This window comes from Burkholderia sp. CCA53 (assembly GCF_001685525.1).
Lineage (GTDB): Bacteria > Pseudomonadota > Gammaproteobacteria > Burkholderiales > Burkholderiaceae > Burkholderia > Burkholderia multivorans.
This window is the reverse complement of sequence record NZ_BDDJ01000003.1, coordinates 306,456-323,430: the sequence shown is the minus strand read 5'-3', so window position 1 is coordinate 323,430 and position 16,975 is coordinate 306,456. Positions and strand designations below refer to the sequence as shown.

The 16,975-nt window shown below is 71.3% G+C and carries 12 protein-coding genes; 5 read left to right on the top strand and 7 right to left on the bottom strand.

What is annotated here, in order from left to right; genetic code table 11:
* Positions 1–125 precede the first annotated feature (125 nt).
* The 3 genes from uvrA to BCR55_RS28175 form a co-directional block, all read right to left on the bottom strand.
* Positions 126–6,050 carry an excinuclease ABC subunit UvrA gene (uvrA, locus tag BCR55_RS28185; RefSeq protein WP_065497210.1) on the bottom strand — a complete coding sequence of 1,975 codons (5,925 nt, stop codon included), beginning with the start codon at positions 6,048–6,050 and terminating at the stop codon, positions 126–128.
* 169 nt (positions 6,051–6,219) lie between these two features.
* Positions 6,220–7,221, bottom strand: coding sequence for an SDR family oxidoreductase (locus BCR55_RS28180; protein ID WP_065497018.1), 1,002 nt, complete (start codon positions 7,219–7,221; stop codon positions 6,220–6,222).
* Between the two features lie 120 nt (positions 7,222–7,341).
* Entirely contained in the window at positions 7,342–7,632 is a 291-nt protein-coding gene (locus BCR55_RS28175) for a hypothetical protein (protein WP_006399018.1), read from the bottom strand.
* Positions 7,633–8,157: 525 nt separating this feature from the next.
* Between BCR55_RS28175 and BCR55_RS28170 the strand changes: the two genes are divergently transcribed.
* On the top strand, positions 8,158–10,437 hold the full coding sequence (locus BCR55_RS28170) for an ATP-binding protein (RefSeq protein WP_006405171.1): 2,280 nt from the start codon (positions 8,158–8,160) through the stop codon (positions 10,435–10,437).
* A gap of 112 nt (positions 10,438–10,549) precedes the next feature.
* Positions 10,550–10,678: a hypothetical protein gene (locus BCR55_RS33830; protein ID WP_006405170.1), complete on the top strand. Its 129-nt coding sequence runs from the start codon at positions 10,550–10,552 to the stop codon at positions 10,676–10,678.
* A 79-nt stretch (positions 10,679–10,757) separates the two neighbouring features.
* Here the strand turns inward: BCR55_RS33830 and BCR55_RS28165 are convergent, their stop codons facing one another.
* The 4 genes from BCR55_RS28165 to BCR55_RS28150 form a co-directional block, all read right to left on the bottom strand.
* A complete protein-coding gene (locus tag BCR55_RS28165) occupies positions 10,758–10,922 on the bottom strand; it encodes an alpha helical protein (protein WP_006399013.1) in 165 nt (54 codons plus the stop codon).
* Between the two features lie 67 nt (positions 10,923–10,989).
* On the bottom strand, positions 10,990–11,325 hold the full coding sequence (locus tag BCR55_RS28160) for a DUF2934 domain-containing protein (RefSeq protein WP_006405168.1): 336 nt from the start codon (positions 11,323–11,325) through the stop codon (positions 10,990–10,992).
* Positions 11,325–11,750 carry a CBS domain-containing protein gene (locus tag BCR55_RS28155; RefSeq protein WP_006399011.1) on the bottom strand — a complete coding sequence of 142 codons (426 nt, stop codon included), beginning with the start codon at positions 11,748–11,750 and terminating at the stop codon, positions 11,325–11,327. Before BCR55_RS28155 ends, BCR55_RS28160 begins: the two co-directional genes overlap by 1 nt.
* A 91-nt stretch (positions 11,751–11,841) precedes the next feature.
* A complete protein-coding gene (locus BCR55_RS28150; RefSeq protein ID WP_006399010.1) occupies positions 11,842–12,552 on the bottom strand; it encodes an MgtC/SapB family protein in 711 nt (236 codons plus the stop codon).
* Between the two features lie 449 nt (positions 12,553–13,001).
* On the opposite strand from BCR55_RS28150, the gene BCR55_RS28140 reads away from it, so the two are divergent.
* From BCR55_RS28140 to BCR55_RS28130, 3 genes are read left to right on the top strand one after another with little or no spacing between them, the layout of a single operon-like run.
* Positions 13,002–14,111: a glycosyltransferase family 9 protein gene (locus BCR55_RS28140; protein ID WP_065497017.1), complete on the top strand. Its 1,110-nt coding sequence runs from the start codon at positions 13,002–13,004 to the stop codon at positions 14,109–14,111.
* 33 nt (positions 14,112–14,144) lie between these two features.
* Positions 14,145–15,905 carry a DUF4254 domain-containing protein gene (locus BCR55_RS28135; protein ID WP_065497016.1) on the top strand — a complete coding sequence of 587 codons (1,761 nt, stop codon included), beginning with the start codon at positions 14,145–14,147 and terminating at the stop codon, positions 15,903–15,905.
* Positions 15,892–16,971 (top strand): glycosyltransferase family 9 protein, encoded by a 1,080-nt coding sequence (locus BCR55_RS28130; protein ID WP_065497015.1) that lies wholly within the window; start codon positions 15,892–15,894, stop codon positions 16,969–16,971. Before BCR55_RS28135 ends, BCR55_RS28130 begins: the two co-directional genes overlap by 14 nt.
* Positions 16,972–16,975: the final 4 nt, after the last annotated feature.

The following is a 16,975-nucleotide window of genomic DNA, read 5'->3' as shown; positions in this document are numbered from 1 at the left end:
TCGCCAAAAGCAAGCGTTTGCTCGTCGCCGGCACAACGTCGGTGAGCGGCGTTCGCGCGCCGGCATGTCGCGCGATGCCGATGCCGAAACCGACACCCGCATCGACACACCGCGCCGCAACGCCCTCAGCCCCCGCCCGCCTCGCCCGCGCGCTCGACCTCACGCGATCCGTCGTGCCCGTGCTCCTGCCCGCGCTCGCGCGCGAGCACCGGCGCAAGCGCGCGCCCTGTGTGGCTCGCCGCCACCTCGACGAGCGCCTCCGGCGGCGCAGCCGCGACGATCGTGCCGCCGCCGACGCCGCCTTCCGGGCCGAGATCGATGATCCAGTCCGCCTCGGCGATCACGTCGAGATCGTGCTCGATCACGACGACGCTATGCCCGCCGTCGACGAGCCGATGCAGCACGCGAATCAGCTTCGCGACGTCGGCCATGTGCAGGCCGACCGTCGGCTCGTCCAGGACGTACAGCGTATGCGGCGCCTTCTGGCCGCGCCGCGTGACGTCGTCGCGCACCTTGCTGAGCTCGGTCACGAGCTTGATCCGCTGCGCCTCGCCGCCGGACAGCGTCGGCGACGGCTGACCGAGCGTCAGATAGCCGAGCCCGACGTCCTTCATTAGCTGCAGCGGATGCGCGATCGTCGTGATCGACGCGAAGAACTCGACTGCCTCGTCGATTTCCATCGTCAGCACCTCGCCGATGTTCCGGCCGCGCCACGTGACGGCGAGCGTCTCGGGATTGAAGCGCTGCCCGTGGCACACGTCGCACGGCACTTTCACGTCCGGCAGGAAGCTCATCCCGATCGTGCGCACGCCCTGCCCTTCGCACGCCGGGCAGCGGCCGTCGCCGGTGTTGAACGAGAACCGCGACGCGGTATAGCCGCGCGCGCGCGCTTCGAGCGTGTCGGCGAACAGCCGCCGAATCGCGTCCCACACGCCGATATACGTGGCGGGACAGGACCGCGGCGTCTTGCCGATCGGCGTCTGGTCGACTTCGAGCACGCGGTCGATATGCTGCCAGCCGTCGATCGACTCGCAGCCCTGCCACACGTGCGCGACGTTCAGCGCCGGCCGCGGCGCACTGCGCGCGAGCACGCTCGAGCGACGGTTCGCGGCCGGCGCGTCCTGCGCGGCGCTCTTGCGCGCGCGCCGCACGGCCGGCGAAGACAGCACCGAGCGCCCCACCGCGTCGAGCAGGTTCGTCATCAGCACGTCGCGCGCGAGCGTCGACTTACCCGACCCGCTGACGCCCGTCACGGCGACGAGCCGTGCGAGCGGAATGCCGACCGTCACGTCGCGCAGGTTATGCAGGTTCGCGCGATGCACGGTCAGCCAATGCTCGGGCACCGCCTCGGCGTTCCTGCGGCCCTGGGCGACGACGCTGCGACGCGGCTGCAGCGGATGGACCATCGGCTGCGCGAGCAGGCGCCCCGTCAGCGACGACGACTGCGCGGCCAGATCGGCGACCTTGCCCTGCGCGACGAGCGTGCCGCCGCGCTTGCCGGCGCCGGGCCCGATGTCGATGATGTGATCGGCGCGCCGGATCGTATCCTCGTCGTGCTCGACGACGACGAGCGTATTGCCCTTGTCGCCGAGCTGACGCAGCGCATTCAGCAGGATCTGGTTGTCGCGCGGATGCAGGCCGATCGTCGGCTCGTCGAGCACGTAGCACACACCCTGCAGATTGCTGCCGAGCTGCGCGGCGAGCCGGATGCGCTGCGCTTCGCCGCCCGACAGGCTCGGCGCCGCGCGATCGAGGCTCAGATAGCCGAGCCCGACCTCCTCGAGAAACGCGAGCCGGCTGCCGATCTCGCTGACGATGTCGCGCGCGATCTGCGCGTCGCGGCCGACGAGCCGCAGCCCGTCGATCCAGCGGCGCGTGTCGGACACCGTCCACTGCGCGACTTCGACGATCGGATGCCCGTCGAACGTGACCGCGCGCGCCGTGGGGTTCAGCCGCGTGCCGCCGCAATCGGCGCACGGCTCGTCGCCGACGCCTTCCGGTTCCTGCTCGTCCGACGGCAGCGTCTGTTCGCGGCCGCGGCCGTCTTCGGCGAATACCGTGTCGTCGTACACGGCGCGCTGCTCGCGCGTGAGCGCGAGCCCGGTGCCGACGCACGTCGTGCACCAGCCGTGCTTGCTGTTGTACGAGAACAGCCGCGGGTCGAGCTCCGGGTAGCTCGTGCCGCACACCGGGCACGCCCGCTTGACCGACAGCACCTTGACGTCGCCGACCCGCGCGGTGGAATGGCCGTTTGAGATCGCGTGATGCAGATCGTCGAGCGGCGCGAGCAGATGCATCACGCCCTTGCCGATCTCGAGCGTCTCGTCGAGACGCTGCCGCAGTTCGGCCTCCTTGTCCGGCGACACGACGAGGTCGGCAACCGGCAACTCGATCGTGTGTTCGCGGAAGCGGTCGAGCTTCGGCCACGGATCGACCGGCACGAACTCGCCGTCGACGCGCAGATGCGTGTGACCGCGCGCCTTCGCCCATTTTGCGAGATCGGTATACAGCCCCTTGCGGTTCACGACGAGCGGCGCAAGCAGCCCGACGTGCTGGCCGCGATGTTCGCGCAGCAGCTGCGCGGCGATCGATTCGACCGACTGCGACGCGACCGGCGTGCCGTCGTGCACGCAGTGCTGAAGGCCGAGCTTCACGTACAGCAGCCGCAGGAAGTGCCACACCTCGGACGTGGTCGCGACCGTGCTCTTGCGGCCGCCGCGCGACAGCCGCTGCTCGATCGCGACGGTCGGCGGAATGCCGTACACGGCGTCGACTTCGGGCCGGCCGGCCGGCTGCACGATCGAGCGCGCGTACGCATTCAGCGACTCGAGATAACGGCGCTGCCCTTCGTGGAACAGGATGTCGAACGCGAGCGTCGACTTGCCCGACCCCGACACGCCGGTGATCACGTTGAACTTGCCGTGCGGAATGTCGACGTCGAGCGCCTTCAGGTTGTGCTCGCGCGCGTTCACGATGCGCACGACGTCCTCGCCTTCGATCGCGCGCCGCGCGCGTGCTGCGTTGAGCGCGGCCTGCAGCGGCACGCCTTCGTCGGCCGGCTCGGCGGCCGACGCATCCATCGCGCGCTCGTAATCGCGCAGCGCCGCGCCGGTATGCGAACCGGCACACGCCTTCACATCGTCCGGCGTACCGGCGCACAGCACGAGGCCGCCGCCGTCGCCGCCTTCCGGACCGAGGTCGATCAGCCAGTCGGCCGCACGGATCACGTCGAGGTTGTGCTCGATCACGATCAGCGAATGGCCGGCCGCGAGCAGCTTGCCGAACGCCTGCATCAGCTTCGCGATGTCGTCGAAGTGCAGGCCGGTGGTCGGCTCGTCGAACATGAAGAGCCGCGACCGCGCGATGCGCGCCTCCTGCGTGACCACGCGCCGCCCGTTCCCGGCCGCCGCCGATTCGGCGAGAAAGCCCGCGAGCTTGAGCCGCTGCGCTTCGCCGCCCGACAGTGTCGGCACCGGCTGACCGAGCTTCACGTATTCGAGGCCGACGTCGACGATCGGCTGCAGCACGCGCAGCACGTCCGCGTCGCCCGCGAAGAACGCGGCCGCCTCGCTGACCGTCAGGTCGAGCACGTCGGCGATGTTCAGCGCGCGGCCGTCGCGGGCGATCCGCACTTCGAGCACTTCGGCGCGATAGCGCCGGCCGTCGCAGTCCGGGCAGCGCAGATAGACGTCGCTCAGAAACTGCATCTCGACGTGCTCGAAGCCCGAGCCGCCGCAGGTCGGGCAGCGCCCGTCGCCCGAGTTGAAGCTGAACGTGCCGGCGCCGTAGCCGCGCTGCAGCGCGAGCGGCGCTTTCGCGAACAGCTTGCGGATCTCGTCGAACGCGCCGACGTAGCTCGCCGGGTTCGAGCGTGTCGTCTTGCCGATCGGCGACTGATCGACGAACACGACGTCGCCGATCTGCTCGGCGCCGGACAGCGCACGGTATGCGCCCGGCGATTCGGTCGGGCGCCCGAGCTGACGCGCGAGCGCCGGATACAGCACGTCCTGGATCAGCGTCGACTTGCCGGACCCCGATACGCCCGTCACGCAGACCAGCCGCTGCAGCGGAATCTCGACCGTGACGTCGCGCAGGTTGTGCTCGCGCGCGCCTTCGAGCACGATGCGCGACGTCTGTGCGTCGACCGGCCGGCGCGCCCAATGCGACGCATGCGCGACCTGCCGGCGGCCGCCGAGATACTCGCCCGTCAGCGTGGCTGCGCCGCGCACGTCGGCCGGCGTGCCGTCGTAGACGATCGTGCCGCCGCGCTCGCCGGGGCCGGGGCCCATGTCGATCAGCCGGTCGGCCGCGAGCATCACGGACGGATCGTGTTCGACGACGACCAGCGTGTTGCCGGCATCGCGCAGCCGCTGCATCGCCTCGACGATCCGGTTCAGGTCGCGCGGATGCAGCCCGATGCTCGGCTCGTCGAGCACGAACAGCGTCTTGGTCAGCGACGTGCCGAGCGCGGTCGTCAGGTTGATGCGCTGCACCTCGCCGCCGGACAGCGTGCGGCTTTGCCGGTCGAGCGTCAGATAGCCGAGCCCGACGTCGCACAGATACTTGAGCCGCGTACGCACCTCGGCCAGCAGCAGCTTCAGCGCGTCGTCGAGCAACGCGCTCGGCAGCGTGAGCGTGTCGAAGAAGCGGCGGATCCGATCGATCGGCAGCAGCATCAGGTCGTGCACGGTGAGCCCCGGCAGCGCCTCGAGCTGCGCGCGGCTCCAGTCGACGCCGTGCGGCATGAAGCGATCGGCCGGCGCGAGCACCGCGTCGGCATTCTCCTTCGAGCCGAGCCGCCACAGCAGCGATTCGGTCTTCAGCCGCGCGCCGCCGCAGGTTTCGCACGGCGTGTAGCTGCGGTACTTCGACAGCAGCACGCGGATGTGCATCTTGTACGCCTTCGACTCCAGATAGCCGAAGAAGCGCCGCACGCCGTACCACTGGCTCTGCCAGCTGCCGGTCCAGTCGGGCGAGCCGTCGATCACCCAGTCCTGCTCGGCCGGCGTGAGCTCGGCCCACGGCACGTCGCGCCGGATGCCGGCCTTCGCCGCGTAGCGCATCAGGTCGTCCTGGCATTCCTTCCATGCGGGCGTCTGCATCGGCTTGATGGCGCCGCCGCGCAGCGTCTTGCGCGCATCGGGAATCACGAGGCCGAGATCGACGCCGATCACGCGGCCGAAGCCGCGGCACGTCTCGCATGCGCCGTAGGCGGAGTTGAACGAGAACAGCGCGGCCTGCGGCTCCGCATAGCGCAGATCGCTTTCCGGATCGTGCAGCCCGGTCGAAAAGCGCCAGACCTCCGGTTCCGGCGCGACCGCGCCGTCGGCTTCCGGCGCCTGCGCGAGCACGTAGACGTTCACGCGCCCGCCGCCGCGCTTCAGCGACGCCTCGATCGCCTCGACCGCGCGCGCCTTCTCGACCTGATGCAGCCGGAAGCGGTCGGCCACCACGTCGAGCACCTTGCGCGGGCCCGTCGGCGACGCAACCTCGCGCTGCGCCTGCACGCGCGTATAGCCGCTGGCCGACAGCCACTGCTCGACTTCCTCGTCGGTCACGCTATCGGGCAGTTCGACCGGGAACGTGATCGCGAGCCGCGGATCGTGCTCGGCCGTGCGCGCGAGCAGATCCGCATGGATCGTCTCGGGCGTGTCGTGCCGCACCGGTCGCGCGGTCTTGCGGTCGAACAGCTCGGCCGCGCGCGCATACAGCAGCTTCAGGTGATCGTTGAGCTCGGTCATCGTGCCGACGGTCGAGCGCGAACTGCGGACCGGGTTCGTCTGGTCGATCGCGATCGCGGGCGGCACGCCGTCGACGCGGTCGACCTGCGGCCGGTCCATCCGGTCGAGAAACTGCCGCGCATACGCGCTGAACGTTTCGACATAGCGCCGCTGCCCCTCGGCATACAGCGTGTCGAACACGAGGCTCGACTTGCCCGAGCCCGACGGGCCCGTGACGACCGTCATCTCGCCCGTGCGCAGGTCGAGATCGAGATTCTTCAGGTTGTGCTGGCGTGCGCCGCGAATGCGGATCAGGTGGCTCGATGACAATGGATTACCCGTCGGAAAGAGTTGGCCGGCGTGCGCGGCGCCGGACGGCGGCGCACGCTCGCGGCCGCGCGCGTGACGCTGCGCACGGCTCAATGTCGACGGATACTATACTGTATATTCATACAGTTTTCCAAGACGCCCGCATTCATGGCGGTCTTCACGGCCGCCGTCACGGCTGCCCCGCGCCGCCCGACGCGCCGTAGATCTGGCCGGTCACGTAGCTCGCCTGCGCCGACGCGAGTTCGACGTAGATCGACGCGATCTCGGCCGGCTGTCCCGGCCGGCCCATCGGCACCTGCTCGCCGAACTTCTCGACGTTCTGCTCGGTCTGCCCGCCGCTCACCTGCAGCGGCGTCCAGAACGGCCCGGGCGCGACGCCGTTCACGCGTATCCCGCGCTCGATCATCTGCTTGGCCAGCCCCTTCGTGAAATTCGCGATCGCGGCCTTCGTCATCGCGTAGTCGAGCAGGTTCGCGGACGGATCGTACGCGTTCACCGACGTCGTATTGACGATCGCCGCGCCGGCCGGCATCCGCGGGATCGCCGCGCGCGTGATCCAGAACATCGCGTACAGGTTCGTGCGCAGCGTCCAGTCGAACTGCTCGGTGCTGATGTCGAGGATCGACGGGTGGCTCTGCTGGCGCGCCGCATTGTTCACGAGGATGTCGAGCCCGCCGAGCGCGGTGGCGGCCTGCTCGACGAGCCGGTTGCACGCGGCCTCGCTGCGGATGTCGACCGGCAGCGGCACCGCCGTGCGCCCCGCACTGCGGATCAGCTGCACGACTTCGCGTGCATCGGGCTCCTCGTCCGGCAGATAGACGATCGCGACGTCCGCGCCTTCGCGCGCGAACGCGATCGCGACGGCGCGGCCGATGCCCGAGTCGCCGCCCGTGATCAGCGCCTTGCGGCCCGCCAGCCGGCCGCTGCCGCGATAGCTGCGCTCGCCGTGATCGGGGCGCGGCGTCATGCGGCCTGCGAGCCCCGGCCACGGCTGATGCTGGGCCGGAAACGGCGCGTGCGGATACAGCGGGCGCGGGTCGCGCGGCGCGGTATCGCCGGCGGACGGGGCGCCCGTCTGCGCGACGGCGGGCATCGCGACGCCGGCCACGAGCCCTGCGGTCGTGCCCTGCATCCATTTGCGCCGCGATGCGGAAATTTCATCGGATGACATGATCGAGACTCCATCGACCGCCCGGCGGGAACGGCCGTGTCGACAGCGCCCGCGGCACGCGCGCGACGCCTGGTCAGAATTCGGTTATCGACCGCGGGACGCCGGTCGGGCGCGTGCGCCCTACAGCGGCCGCGGCCGGTCGCCGGCGTCGTCGGGCCCGTCGTGCTCCTCGGGCCACGGCTTGTCGTTCGCCGGGTCGCGCACCTCGGTCTCGCGCGGATCGTCGGGCGCGACCTTGCCGACGTCGGCGTCCGGAATTTCGTCGAGCTCGCCGCCGCCCGGCGCATGGCCGGGCGGGCGGCCCGCCTCCGGACGGTGCGGCGGCTCGGCCGGCTGCAAAGGCTGTTCGTCCTGCGTGCCGGGGCGCGCGCCGCGCGTGTCGCGTTCCTGTTGCTGTTTCGATTGCGTCATGGTTCTTTCCGGTAGATGCCGCTGCAACCGTACGCCGCCGCCGGAGCGGCGGCGGCCTGCAGCGTGGCCGCAAGCAAGCGCCATTCCGACGCGCGTGCGACGGTGGCGTGCGACCATGCGGCGAATTGGCGGGACTCCGCGGCGACCGGCCCGCCGTGCACGCCGCCGCACGCGCCGCGGCTTGTCCGTCCGCTACACACGATGCAGAATTTACAAGCGCCGCACGCACGAGGGCCGACTCGCGCGCGGCGCGGCCGCCCCGTCCCGCGCGGCCAGGCGGTCGTCCGGGCGGACGCCGGGGTGCGGCACGCACATTGCTACGCCCGGCTACCGCATTGCGGCATCGTCAGACTGCCGTGGTTTGGGGCAACGACAGGAAACGACTCGTCCGGTGTCGTGCGCGCATCGCCTGCCGGCGGCGCGCGCAACGACCGCGAGGACGAGCATGGCCATGCGGCAGCGCGCGCGGTACCACGGCGACCACCGTGCGCAACGCTTCACGGCAACCCGTAGCGAGACACAACAATGGTTTCTCCGCTGGAACCGGCGCCGAGCGGCGCCGACCATTTCGTCCAGTTCTACGATTCCGTCGAGCAATTGCTGCCGGAGGTCGTCGCATTCGCGGGCGAAGCGCTGCGCAGCGGCGGCAGCGCGATCGTGATCGTGCGCGCCGACCGCCTCGCCGACGTCGTCGAGCGGCTCGGCGCGCTGGTCGCGGCGATCGGCGAGCCGGCACGCCGGCGCGTGTTCGTGTCGGACGCGGAAGCACTCCTTGCGCGCTTCATGAACGGCGACATGCCCGATCGCGACCGTTTTCAGCGCTCGGTCGGCGCGATCGTCGAAGCCGCGATCGCCGCGGGCCGGCCGGTGCATGCGTTCGGCGAAATGGTCGCCGTGCTCTGCGCGCGCGGCCAGCCGGACGCCGCGCTGCGGCTCGAGGCGCTCTGGAACGAGCTGATCGAGCGGCACCGCTTCTCGCTCTATTGCGGCTATCCGCACGATGCGTTTCCGGGCGCCGAGCAATCGACGCTGTTTCGCCACGTCTGCGCGCTGCATCGGCGCGTGCTGCCGGCCGCGTCGCTGCGCAACGACGAGCGCGAGCTGCATTTGACGCTCGCGCTGTCGCAGCAGCGCTCGCGCGCACTCGGCGCCGAGATCCGCCGCCGCGAGGACGCCGAGCGCCAGCGCAACGGCGTGCTGATGCACGCGCCGCTGCCGATCGCGCTGCTCGCCGGCCCCGAACACCGCATCGTGCTCGCGAACCACCGGTTTTCCGCGATGTGCGGACGCACCGACATCGTCGGCCGGCCGCTCGCCGCCGTGATGCCCGGCGCGGACTCGCCGGCCGTCACGCGCGCGCTCGACGATGCGCGCGCGCACGGCGTGTCGACGACGATCGGCGAACATCGCGACCGCGCGACGCCTGAGGGCGCGCGCGTCTATCGGCTGCACTTCAACCCGCAGCCGCAGGCAGACGGCATCGGCGTGATCGTCAGCGCGGTCGAAGTGACCGAGCATGTCGCCGCGCGCGAGAAGCTGCAGGCGGCCAACGCGGAGCGAGACCGGCTGCTCGCCGAGCTGCGCGACGCCAATCACGCGAAGGACCAGTTCCTCGCCGTGCTCGGCCACGAACTGCGCAATCCGCTGACGCCGATCTCGCTCGCGCTCGAGCTCGTGCGCAGCCGCGAAGGCCACGCGACGCCGAACGAGATCGCGATCATCCAGCGGCAGCTCGATCACATGGTGCGGCTGATCGACGATCTGCTCGACGTGTCGCGCATCACGCGCGGCAAGATCGAGCTGAAGAAGGAAGCCGTGCGGCTCGGCGACATCGTCGACCGCGCGGTCGAAGTCGCAAGCCCGCTGCTCGAACAGCGCCGCCATCGACTGCACGTCGACATCGACGCGGACGTCCGCTGTCACGGCGATCCGGTGCGGCTGTCGCAGGTCGTCGCGAACCTGCTGACTAACGCGGCGAAGTACACGGCGCCGGGCGGCGACATCGGGCTGCACGTCGCGCGTGGCGACGGCGACACGATCGTCATCGAAGTGCGCGACAGCGGCGCGGGCATTCCGCCGGACCGGCTCGACAGCATCTTCGAACCGTTTTTCCGGCTCGGCGGCGAGCCGGGGCGCATGGACGGCGGCCTCGGCATCGGTCTCGCGCTCGTGAAGAGCTTCGTGATGCTGCATGGCGGGACCGTCCGCGCCGACAGCGCGGGCCCCGGTCTCGGCAGCACGTTCACGGTGACGCTGCCCGAATATCGGCCGCCTGCAGTCGAGGCCGACGCGCGCGAACTCGAACATCCGCCCGTCGCGGTGCCGGTCGGCACGCGCCGCCGCGTGCTGCTCGTCGACGACAACGAGGACGCGGCGGCGACGCTCGCGCAGTGGCTGCGCGACGCGGGGCACGACGTCGCGGTCGTGCACGACCCGCTGTCCGCGCTCGGCGCGTTCCGCTCGCACGAGCCCGACGTCGCGATCCTCGATATCGGGCTGCCGGTCATGGACGGCTACGAACTGATCCGGCGGCTGAAAGCGATCGAGACCGACAAGCCCTGCACGTTCCTCGCGCTGACCGGCTACGGCCGGATCGCCGATCGCGAACGCTGCCTCGAAGCGGGGTTTCGCCATCATCTCGTGAAGCCGGTCGATCCGGCCACGCTGCATCGCGCGATGGACGACAGCGACCCCGTGCATGCGCCGCCGCTGGCGCCTGTGGCATCCGTCGCATCCGTGGCGCCCGTGCCGGCCGCGTCGCCCGTTCCGCCGCTGCCGCAGGTCGACGGGCAGCCGGAACTGTGAGCGCGTAGCGGCCGCGTTGCCGGTGCGTATCGTGTGCGGCGCCTGCGGCACGCGCGATGCTCGTCCATCGTAACGGCCGATTCCGCGGCCGCGATCATCACGGAGGACGATCATGACCGGCACCCCGACCCCGCCGCAGGAACACGACGATACCGGCCGCCCGGCCGAACCGCCCGCGCCCGAGCGCAACGACGATCTGCCCGAACTGCCGGATCCGACGGAAGTCGGCGAAGACGGCTAGCGTCGCCGCACGGCGCTCGCGCCACGGCGCCTGTCTGCACGGCGCGCTCGCGCGGCGCCTGTTGCACGGCGCCTCTCCCTCACCCCTTGTTGCCGGGCTCGCGCGTGCGCTCGCCGTACGTGTCGTTGCCGCAATGCGGACACTTCGGAATCCGCTCGCCCTCGCGCACGTGCGTCGAGCGATGGCACTTCTCGCAGCGGAAGTCGCCCGTCTTCTCCGCTTTCTCGCCTGCATGAGCCGTCATCTCGAATCTCCATGACGACGCGCGCACGCGCGCCGGCCGCACGCCGACGCGCTGTGGCCGTCGTCGTTCAGGTGCGCCGCCGGTCGTGCGCGAGCTCGTCGGACAGCGCGCTGTCGTCCTCCTGCAGCGGCTCGCCGGGAATCCGGCGTTGCGCCGACTGCTCGAGCGGCGGCTCGGTCGCGGCCGTCGCGCCGCCCTCCGCGTCGAGCTGCCGCTCCGCCATCAGCCAGTACGCTTCCGCGTTGCCGTCCGGCGAGCCGGCGTCCTGCCAGAGACGGTACGCGCGTTCCCTGATCTGCGCTTCCCTCTCGCCGTTCTTCACGTTCTGCCGATCGTCCATCATCTTCTCCCGATGATCGATGCGTTTGCTGCCCGTGCGCCGGGCCTTGCGCGGGGCCGCCATCAGCGCTCCGGCCGCGACGGCGACGAGACGGCACCGAGCGTCGACGACATGCCGCCGTCGGCCGAGGTCGCGAGATCGCCGAGCGCGACGATGCCGACCAGCCGCTTCTCGCGGTCGACCACCGGCACGCGACGGATCTGCGCGTCCTCCATCTTCTTCTGGACCTCCGCGATGTCGTCGTCCTCGTAGCACCAGTTCGCGGGTCCGCTGACGACGCCCTCGATCGACTCGTCGGGCGGCACGCCCATCGACACCGCGCGCACAACGATGTCGCGATCCGTCAGCATCCCGATCAGCCGCGTTCCGTCGCACACCGGCAGCGCGCCGACGTTCAGGTCGTCCATCAGCTTCGCCGCATCGCGCAGCGTCTGCGTCGGCCCGATCGTCGCGGCGTCGCGCGTCATTACATCGGCTACTTTCGTCATGGTTCACTCCTTCCAAACCGGAAAACCGCAAAGCGCGGTGCGGCGAACGAGCATCGGGCGTTCCGCGCGCAGATTCGCGCACCGGCGCGCATCAGTTCTCCGCCGAACAGCGGATCGACTTCAGGCCGGCGGGGCCCGCCATGCCGGTGAGCCGGTGCACCATCGCGTCGTTGTCGGGCGTTTCGCGCCATTGCACGACGAAGGTTTCCTCGCGCAGCGACTGCGTCGCCGCTTCGTGAAACGCGCGCACGCGGCACTTGAAACCCGCCTCGCGCATCAGCGCGAGCAGGCGGTCGCGGCTCGTCGACGCGATCTCGTATTCGACCGTCACGAGCGCGGTGCGCGTGCGCCGCAGCCGCTGCTCGACGTGCCGCAGCGGCCATATGACGACGAGCCCGACCGCGAGCCCGAGCGCGCCCAGCTGCAATTGCCCGCCGCCGATGCAAAGCCCGATCACCGTGACGAACCACAGCGTCGCGGCCGTCGTCACGCCGGTGACGAGCCCGTCGCGATGCAGGATCGCGCCGCCGCCGATGAAGCCCATGCCGGTCAGGATCCCGAGCGGCAGCCGCATCAGATCGAGCTGCGCGAAGCTTTGCGGCGTCTTGCCGCTCTGCCCGAGCAGCGCGTTCACCTGCAGCATCGCCAGGCACGCGGCGGCGCAGACGAGCATCGCCGTGCGCAGGCCGGCCGTCTTGCCGGCCTCGCTGCGGTCGAAGCCGACCAGCGCGCCGGCGACCAGCGACAGTGCGACGCGGGCGAGGATGTCGCCCCATTGAAGAACGATCGGCATCGTGTCCATGTGCGCGCTCCGCACGCCGACGCGCGATCGGCACGCCGTCGCGCGCACGCGGCAGCGCACAGCGCGCGCGGGATGCCGGCCGACGACGTCGGCGCTTGCCCGCACCGCGGGGATCGCGGTGGATGCGACCGATCAGCAAGTTCCGTCCCCGCTACATCGCCACGCGCGCGCGCCGTCGTCCGACAAATGCGTCGCCGATCGCGATTGCCTCCCCGCGCGCGTCGTGCGGCCGTTCGTGCACGTGTAGAACCTGTCCGCGCGATTGTAGAAAGGTGTCGGCGGTGTGCGACGTCCGCGGGGCGTGTCTGCGCGCCCGCTGCTTGGCCGCTGCAATGCGCGTCGCCTCTGCATGCGGCGCCGTGCGGCGCGCGGCCGGGTGCTGCGGGTACGGCCGATGCGCGATCGCACGCCATCGCGCCCGCCTGCGGCGCTTCCGAACCGCTTCCGCCATGGCCGTGATCACGTTTGCCGCGTCGATGCAGAAGAGCGCCGCCGATACGCCGCCGCTCGCGCGCCCGCTGCGCTCGATCGTCGTGTTCCGCGCACTGCGGCTCGGCGACATGCTGTGCGCCGTCCCCGCCCTGCGCGCGCTGCGCGACGCGCAGCCGGCGGCCGCGATCCGCCTCGTCACGCTGCAGGCGGCCGCGCAGTGGATGGGCCGCTACGATCGCTACGTCGACGACATCGCGGTTTTTCCCGGCGATGCGCGGCTGCCGGAGAGCACGATCGACGAAGCGGCACGCGCGGACTTCGATGCGACGCTTGCGCGCTGGCAGCCCGATCTCGCGATCCAGATGCATGGCGACGGCCGCGTGACGAACGCGATCGTCGGCCGGTTCGGCGCGCGGGCCGTCGCCGGCTTCACGCGCACCGATGCCGTGCCCGCGACGCGCGCGTGGTTGCCGTATCCGGACTGCGGCCCCGAGCCGCTGCGCCTGCTGCGGCTCGTACGCGCACTCGGCGCAGCGACGCCGTCGACCGACGCGCCGCACCTCGAATTTCCGCTGACGCCGGCCGACCACGCGGAGCTGCGCGACAGCGGGCTCCTCGCACGGCTCGGCGACCGGCCGCTGCTCTGCGTGCATCCGGGTGCGAGCGCCGCGCACAAGCGCTGGCCTCCCGACGCGTTCGCGCACGTCGCGCGCCATCTCGCCGCGTGTCACAGGCTGACGATCGTGCTGACCGGGTCCGCGGCCGAGCAGCCGCTCGCGCGTCATGTCGCCGCGCTTACGGGCGGCGACACGATCGACGCGACCTGCGGGCTGTCGATCGGCGCGATGGCCGCGCTGATCGCGCGTGCCCGGCTCCTGCTCTGCAACGACACCGGCGTGTCGCATCTCGCGGCCGCGCTGCGCGTGCCGAGCGTCGTCGTATTCGGCCGCGCGGACCCCGAACGCTGGGCCCCGCTCGACCGCGACCGCCACGTGTGCGTGCGCGACCCCGACGCGACGCGCGTGAACGACGTGCTCGAAGCGGGCTGCATGCTGCTGTCGCGCGATACGCGCGCGCAGGCGGCGGCCGCGCTGTCGCCGCCGCGCGGCGAGGTGTCCGCGCGCTAGCGCCGCGTGTCCGAACCGATCGAGGAGAGGCCGATGCAACCGATCCATGCTGCCGACATCACGTACTTCCACGATGCGGCGCTGCTCGCGCGCGTCGACGACGACTGCGGTGCGACTGTCGACGATGTCGGTCCCGCGTGGCGGCAGATCCATCGCAATCACGACTGCAATGCGTCGCTGTGGCGCCACGAGGACGAAGCGCGGCGCCGCGACGTGGCCGATCGCGCGATCGTCGAGAACAAGCGCGCGATCGATCGGCTGAACCAGCAGCGCAACGACGCGGTCGAGGCGCTCGACGAGGTGCTGCTCGCCGCGCTGCCGCCCGCGCACGCGGATGCGCGGCTCAACAGCGAAACGGCCGGTTCGATGATCGATCGGCTCTCGATCCTCGCGTTGAAGATCCATCACATGGGGTTGCAGCTCGCGCGGGACGACGTCGACGCCGCGCATCGCGCATCGTGCCGCGCGAAACTCGAACGCCTGCGCGAGCAGCGCAGCGATCTCGCCGCGTGCCTCGATGCGCTGCTCGCCGACGCGGCGGCCGGCACGGCACGCTTCAAGGTGTATCGGCAGTACAAGATGTACAACGATCCGGCGTTGAATCCGTATCTGGGCGGCCGCGTCGCGAACGACACGGCGGCCGCGAACGCGGGATCGGTCGCGGCGACTGCAGCATCGGCTGCAGCATCGGCCGAGGCGACACGTGACGATGCGGCCGAACCGGCCGCACCCGACGACCCGCCGCCGACACGGCCGACCGATGTTCCGCCCGACATGCCGCCGACGCCGCCGATGGACGTTCCGCCCGATGCGCCGCCGACGCCGCCGGGCCCGCCGCCAGGTCTGCCGCGCGGCGCGGCCGCCGACGCGAACCTAGCCGCGTCGCGCCACGCAGCGCACACCTCACACGACGCGCACGACGCGCACGACACGATCGACCGCCCATCGCCGACACAGACGGCATCGCACGCAGTCGACGTGCTGATTCCGACCTGCGACCGCCCGCACGCGCTCGCGCTGACGCTGACGACCGTCGCGCTGCAGACGCATCGGCCGTTGCGCGTCGTCGTCTCCGATCAATCGGCCGTCGCGGCTGCCGACGATGCGCTGCTGCGTGCCGCCGTGCGCTTCGCCGGCGCGCAGGGCGTCGACGTGCAGATCGAGCGCCACGTGCCGGCGATGGGGCTCGCCGAACAGCGCGCGTTCCTGCTGGCGCATGCGCGTGCGCCGCGCTGCCTGTACGTCGACGACGACGTGATTCTCGAAGCCGATCTCGTCGCGCGCCTCGTGCACGCGCTCGACACGCAGCGGTGCGGCTTCGTCGGCTCCGCGCTGCACGGGCTCAGCCATATCGACGACGTGCGCGCGCACCATCAGCAGGTCGAATTCTGGGACGGTCGCGTGAGACCCGAGGTGCTCGCGCCCGGCGGTCCCGAATGGGCGCGCCATCACCTGCACAGCGCAGCGAATCTGTATCACGCGCAATGCCGGCTGCGCGTGCCGCGCGACGCGTCGCGCGTGTACCGCGTCGCCTGGGTCGGCGGCTGCGTGCTGTTCGATACCGCGAAGCTGCGCGCGAGCGGCGGCTTCGAATTCTGGCGTGCGCTGCCGACGCGGCATTGCGGCGAAGATGTGCTGGCGCAACTGCGCGTGATGGCGCGCTTCGGCGGCTGCGGCCTGTTTCCGTCCGGCGCGTATCACGCGGAACTGCCGACGACCGTGCGCGAGCGCGACGTCGATGCGCCGTTCGTGCTCGCGCACCTGATCGACGAAGCCGCTCATGCGATCCGTTGACGGACATATCGGCGACGTCCGGTCGATCGCGGTGGTCGGCCCGGACGCGCTCGGCGACACGATGATGACGCTGCCGGCGCTGCGCGCCTTGCGCGTCGCCTACCGCGACGCGTGCATCGTCTACGTCGGGCTCGACTGGCATGCGTCGTTCTTCCGCGATCGGCCGGGCCCGATCGACGTGGTGCGCGTCCGGCCGGCCGCCGTCGATCCCGGCCGCCCGCTGCCGCCCGACGCCCCGCCCGTTGACCGGATGTTTCGCGTGCGTGCCGACGATCCGCCGTTCGATGTCGCGGTGCAGCTGTACGGCGGCGGCGCACAGGCCAATCCGTTCACGCGCGCGCTCGGTGCGCGGATCGCCGTCGGCGCGTGCGCACCGGGCGCGCCCCCGCTCGATCGCTGGACGCCCTACGGCCGCTGGCAGAACCGGCGCCTGCTCGCGCTCGAAATCGTGAGCCTGGCCGGCGCGACGCTGTGGCCGGCCGGCCCCGACCTCGCCGTGATCGAGCGCGACCGCCACGCGATGCGCGCGGCGCTGCCGCCCGACATCGCGAAGCATCTGCACGAGCTCGTCGTCGTGCAGCCGTCCGCACGCGATCCGCGGCGGCGCTGGTCGCCGCGGCATTTCGCGGCGGTCGCCGACCGGCTCGCGGCGCGCGGGCTGCGCATCGCGGTGGTCGGCACCACGCAGGAGCGGCCGCTCGTACGCGCGGTGCTCGACGCGATGCACGCGCCCGCGCTCGATCTGGCCGGCGCGCTCGACATCGGCGGCCTCGCGGCGCTGCTCGAACACGCGGCGCTGATGCTGTCGAACGACACGGGGCCGCTGCATCTCGCGGCCGCGCTCGGCACGCCCTGCGTGGGCATATTCTGGTTCACCAATGCGCTGCAGGCCTTGCCGCTCGCGCAGGGCCGCTGTCGCGCGGCGGTGTCGGCGCGCATCGTCTGCCCGGTCTGCGGCGAGCCGAACTTGACGTCGCGCTGCGCGCACGACGACAGCTTCGTCGACGACGTGACCGTCGACGAAGTCGCGACGCTCGCCGACGAAGTGCTCGCCGAGCGTACCTAGCCGC

Excerpts from the sequence above, each read along its gene's own strand:
- BCR55_RS28170 (WP_006405171.1), top strand. The coding sequence starts at position 8,158 with ATGGTTTCTCCGCTGGAACCGGCGCCGAGCGGCGCCGACCATTTCGTC.
- BCR55_RS28135 (WP_065497016.1), top strand. The coding sequence starts at position 14,145 with ATGCAACCGATCCATGCTGCCGACATCACGTACTTCCACGATGCGGCG.
- BCR55_RS28140 (WP_065497017.1), top strand. The coding sequence starts at position 13,002 with ATGGCCGTGATCACGTTTGCCGCGTCGATGCAGAAGAGCGCCGCCGAT.
- BCR55_RS28165 (WP_006399013.1), bottom strand. The coding sequence starts at position 10,922 with ATGACGGCTCATGCAGGCGAGAAAGCGGAGAAGACGGGCGACTTCCGC.
- BCR55_RS28130 (WP_065497015.1), top strand. The coding sequence starts at position 15,892 with ATGCGATCCGTTGACGGACATATCGGCGACGTCCGGTCGATCGCGGTG.
- BCR55_RS33830 (WP_006405170.1), top strand. The coding sequence starts at position 10,550 with ATGACCGGCACCCCGACCCCGCCGCAGGAACACGACGATACCGGCCGC.
- BCR55_RS28175 (WP_006399018.1), bottom strand. The coding sequence starts at position 7,632 with ATGACGCAATCGAAACAGCAACAGGAACGCGACACGCGCGGCGCGCGC.
- BCR55_RS28160 (WP_006405168.1), bottom strand. The coding sequence starts at position 11,325 with ATGGCGGCCCCGCGCAAGGCCCGGCGCACGGGCAGCAAACGCATCGAT.
- BCR55_RS28180 (WP_065497018.1), bottom strand. The coding sequence starts at position 7,221 with ATGTCATCCGATGAAATTTCCGCATCGCGGCGCAAATGGATGCAGGGC.
- BCR55_RS28155 (WP_006399011.1), bottom strand. The coding sequence starts at position 11,750 with ATGACGAAAGTAGCCGATGTAATGACGCGCGACGCCGCGACGATCGGG.
- BCR55_RS28150 (WP_006399010.1), bottom strand. The coding sequence starts at position 12,552 with ATGGACACGATGCCGATCGTTCTTCAATGGGGCGACATCCTCGCCCGC.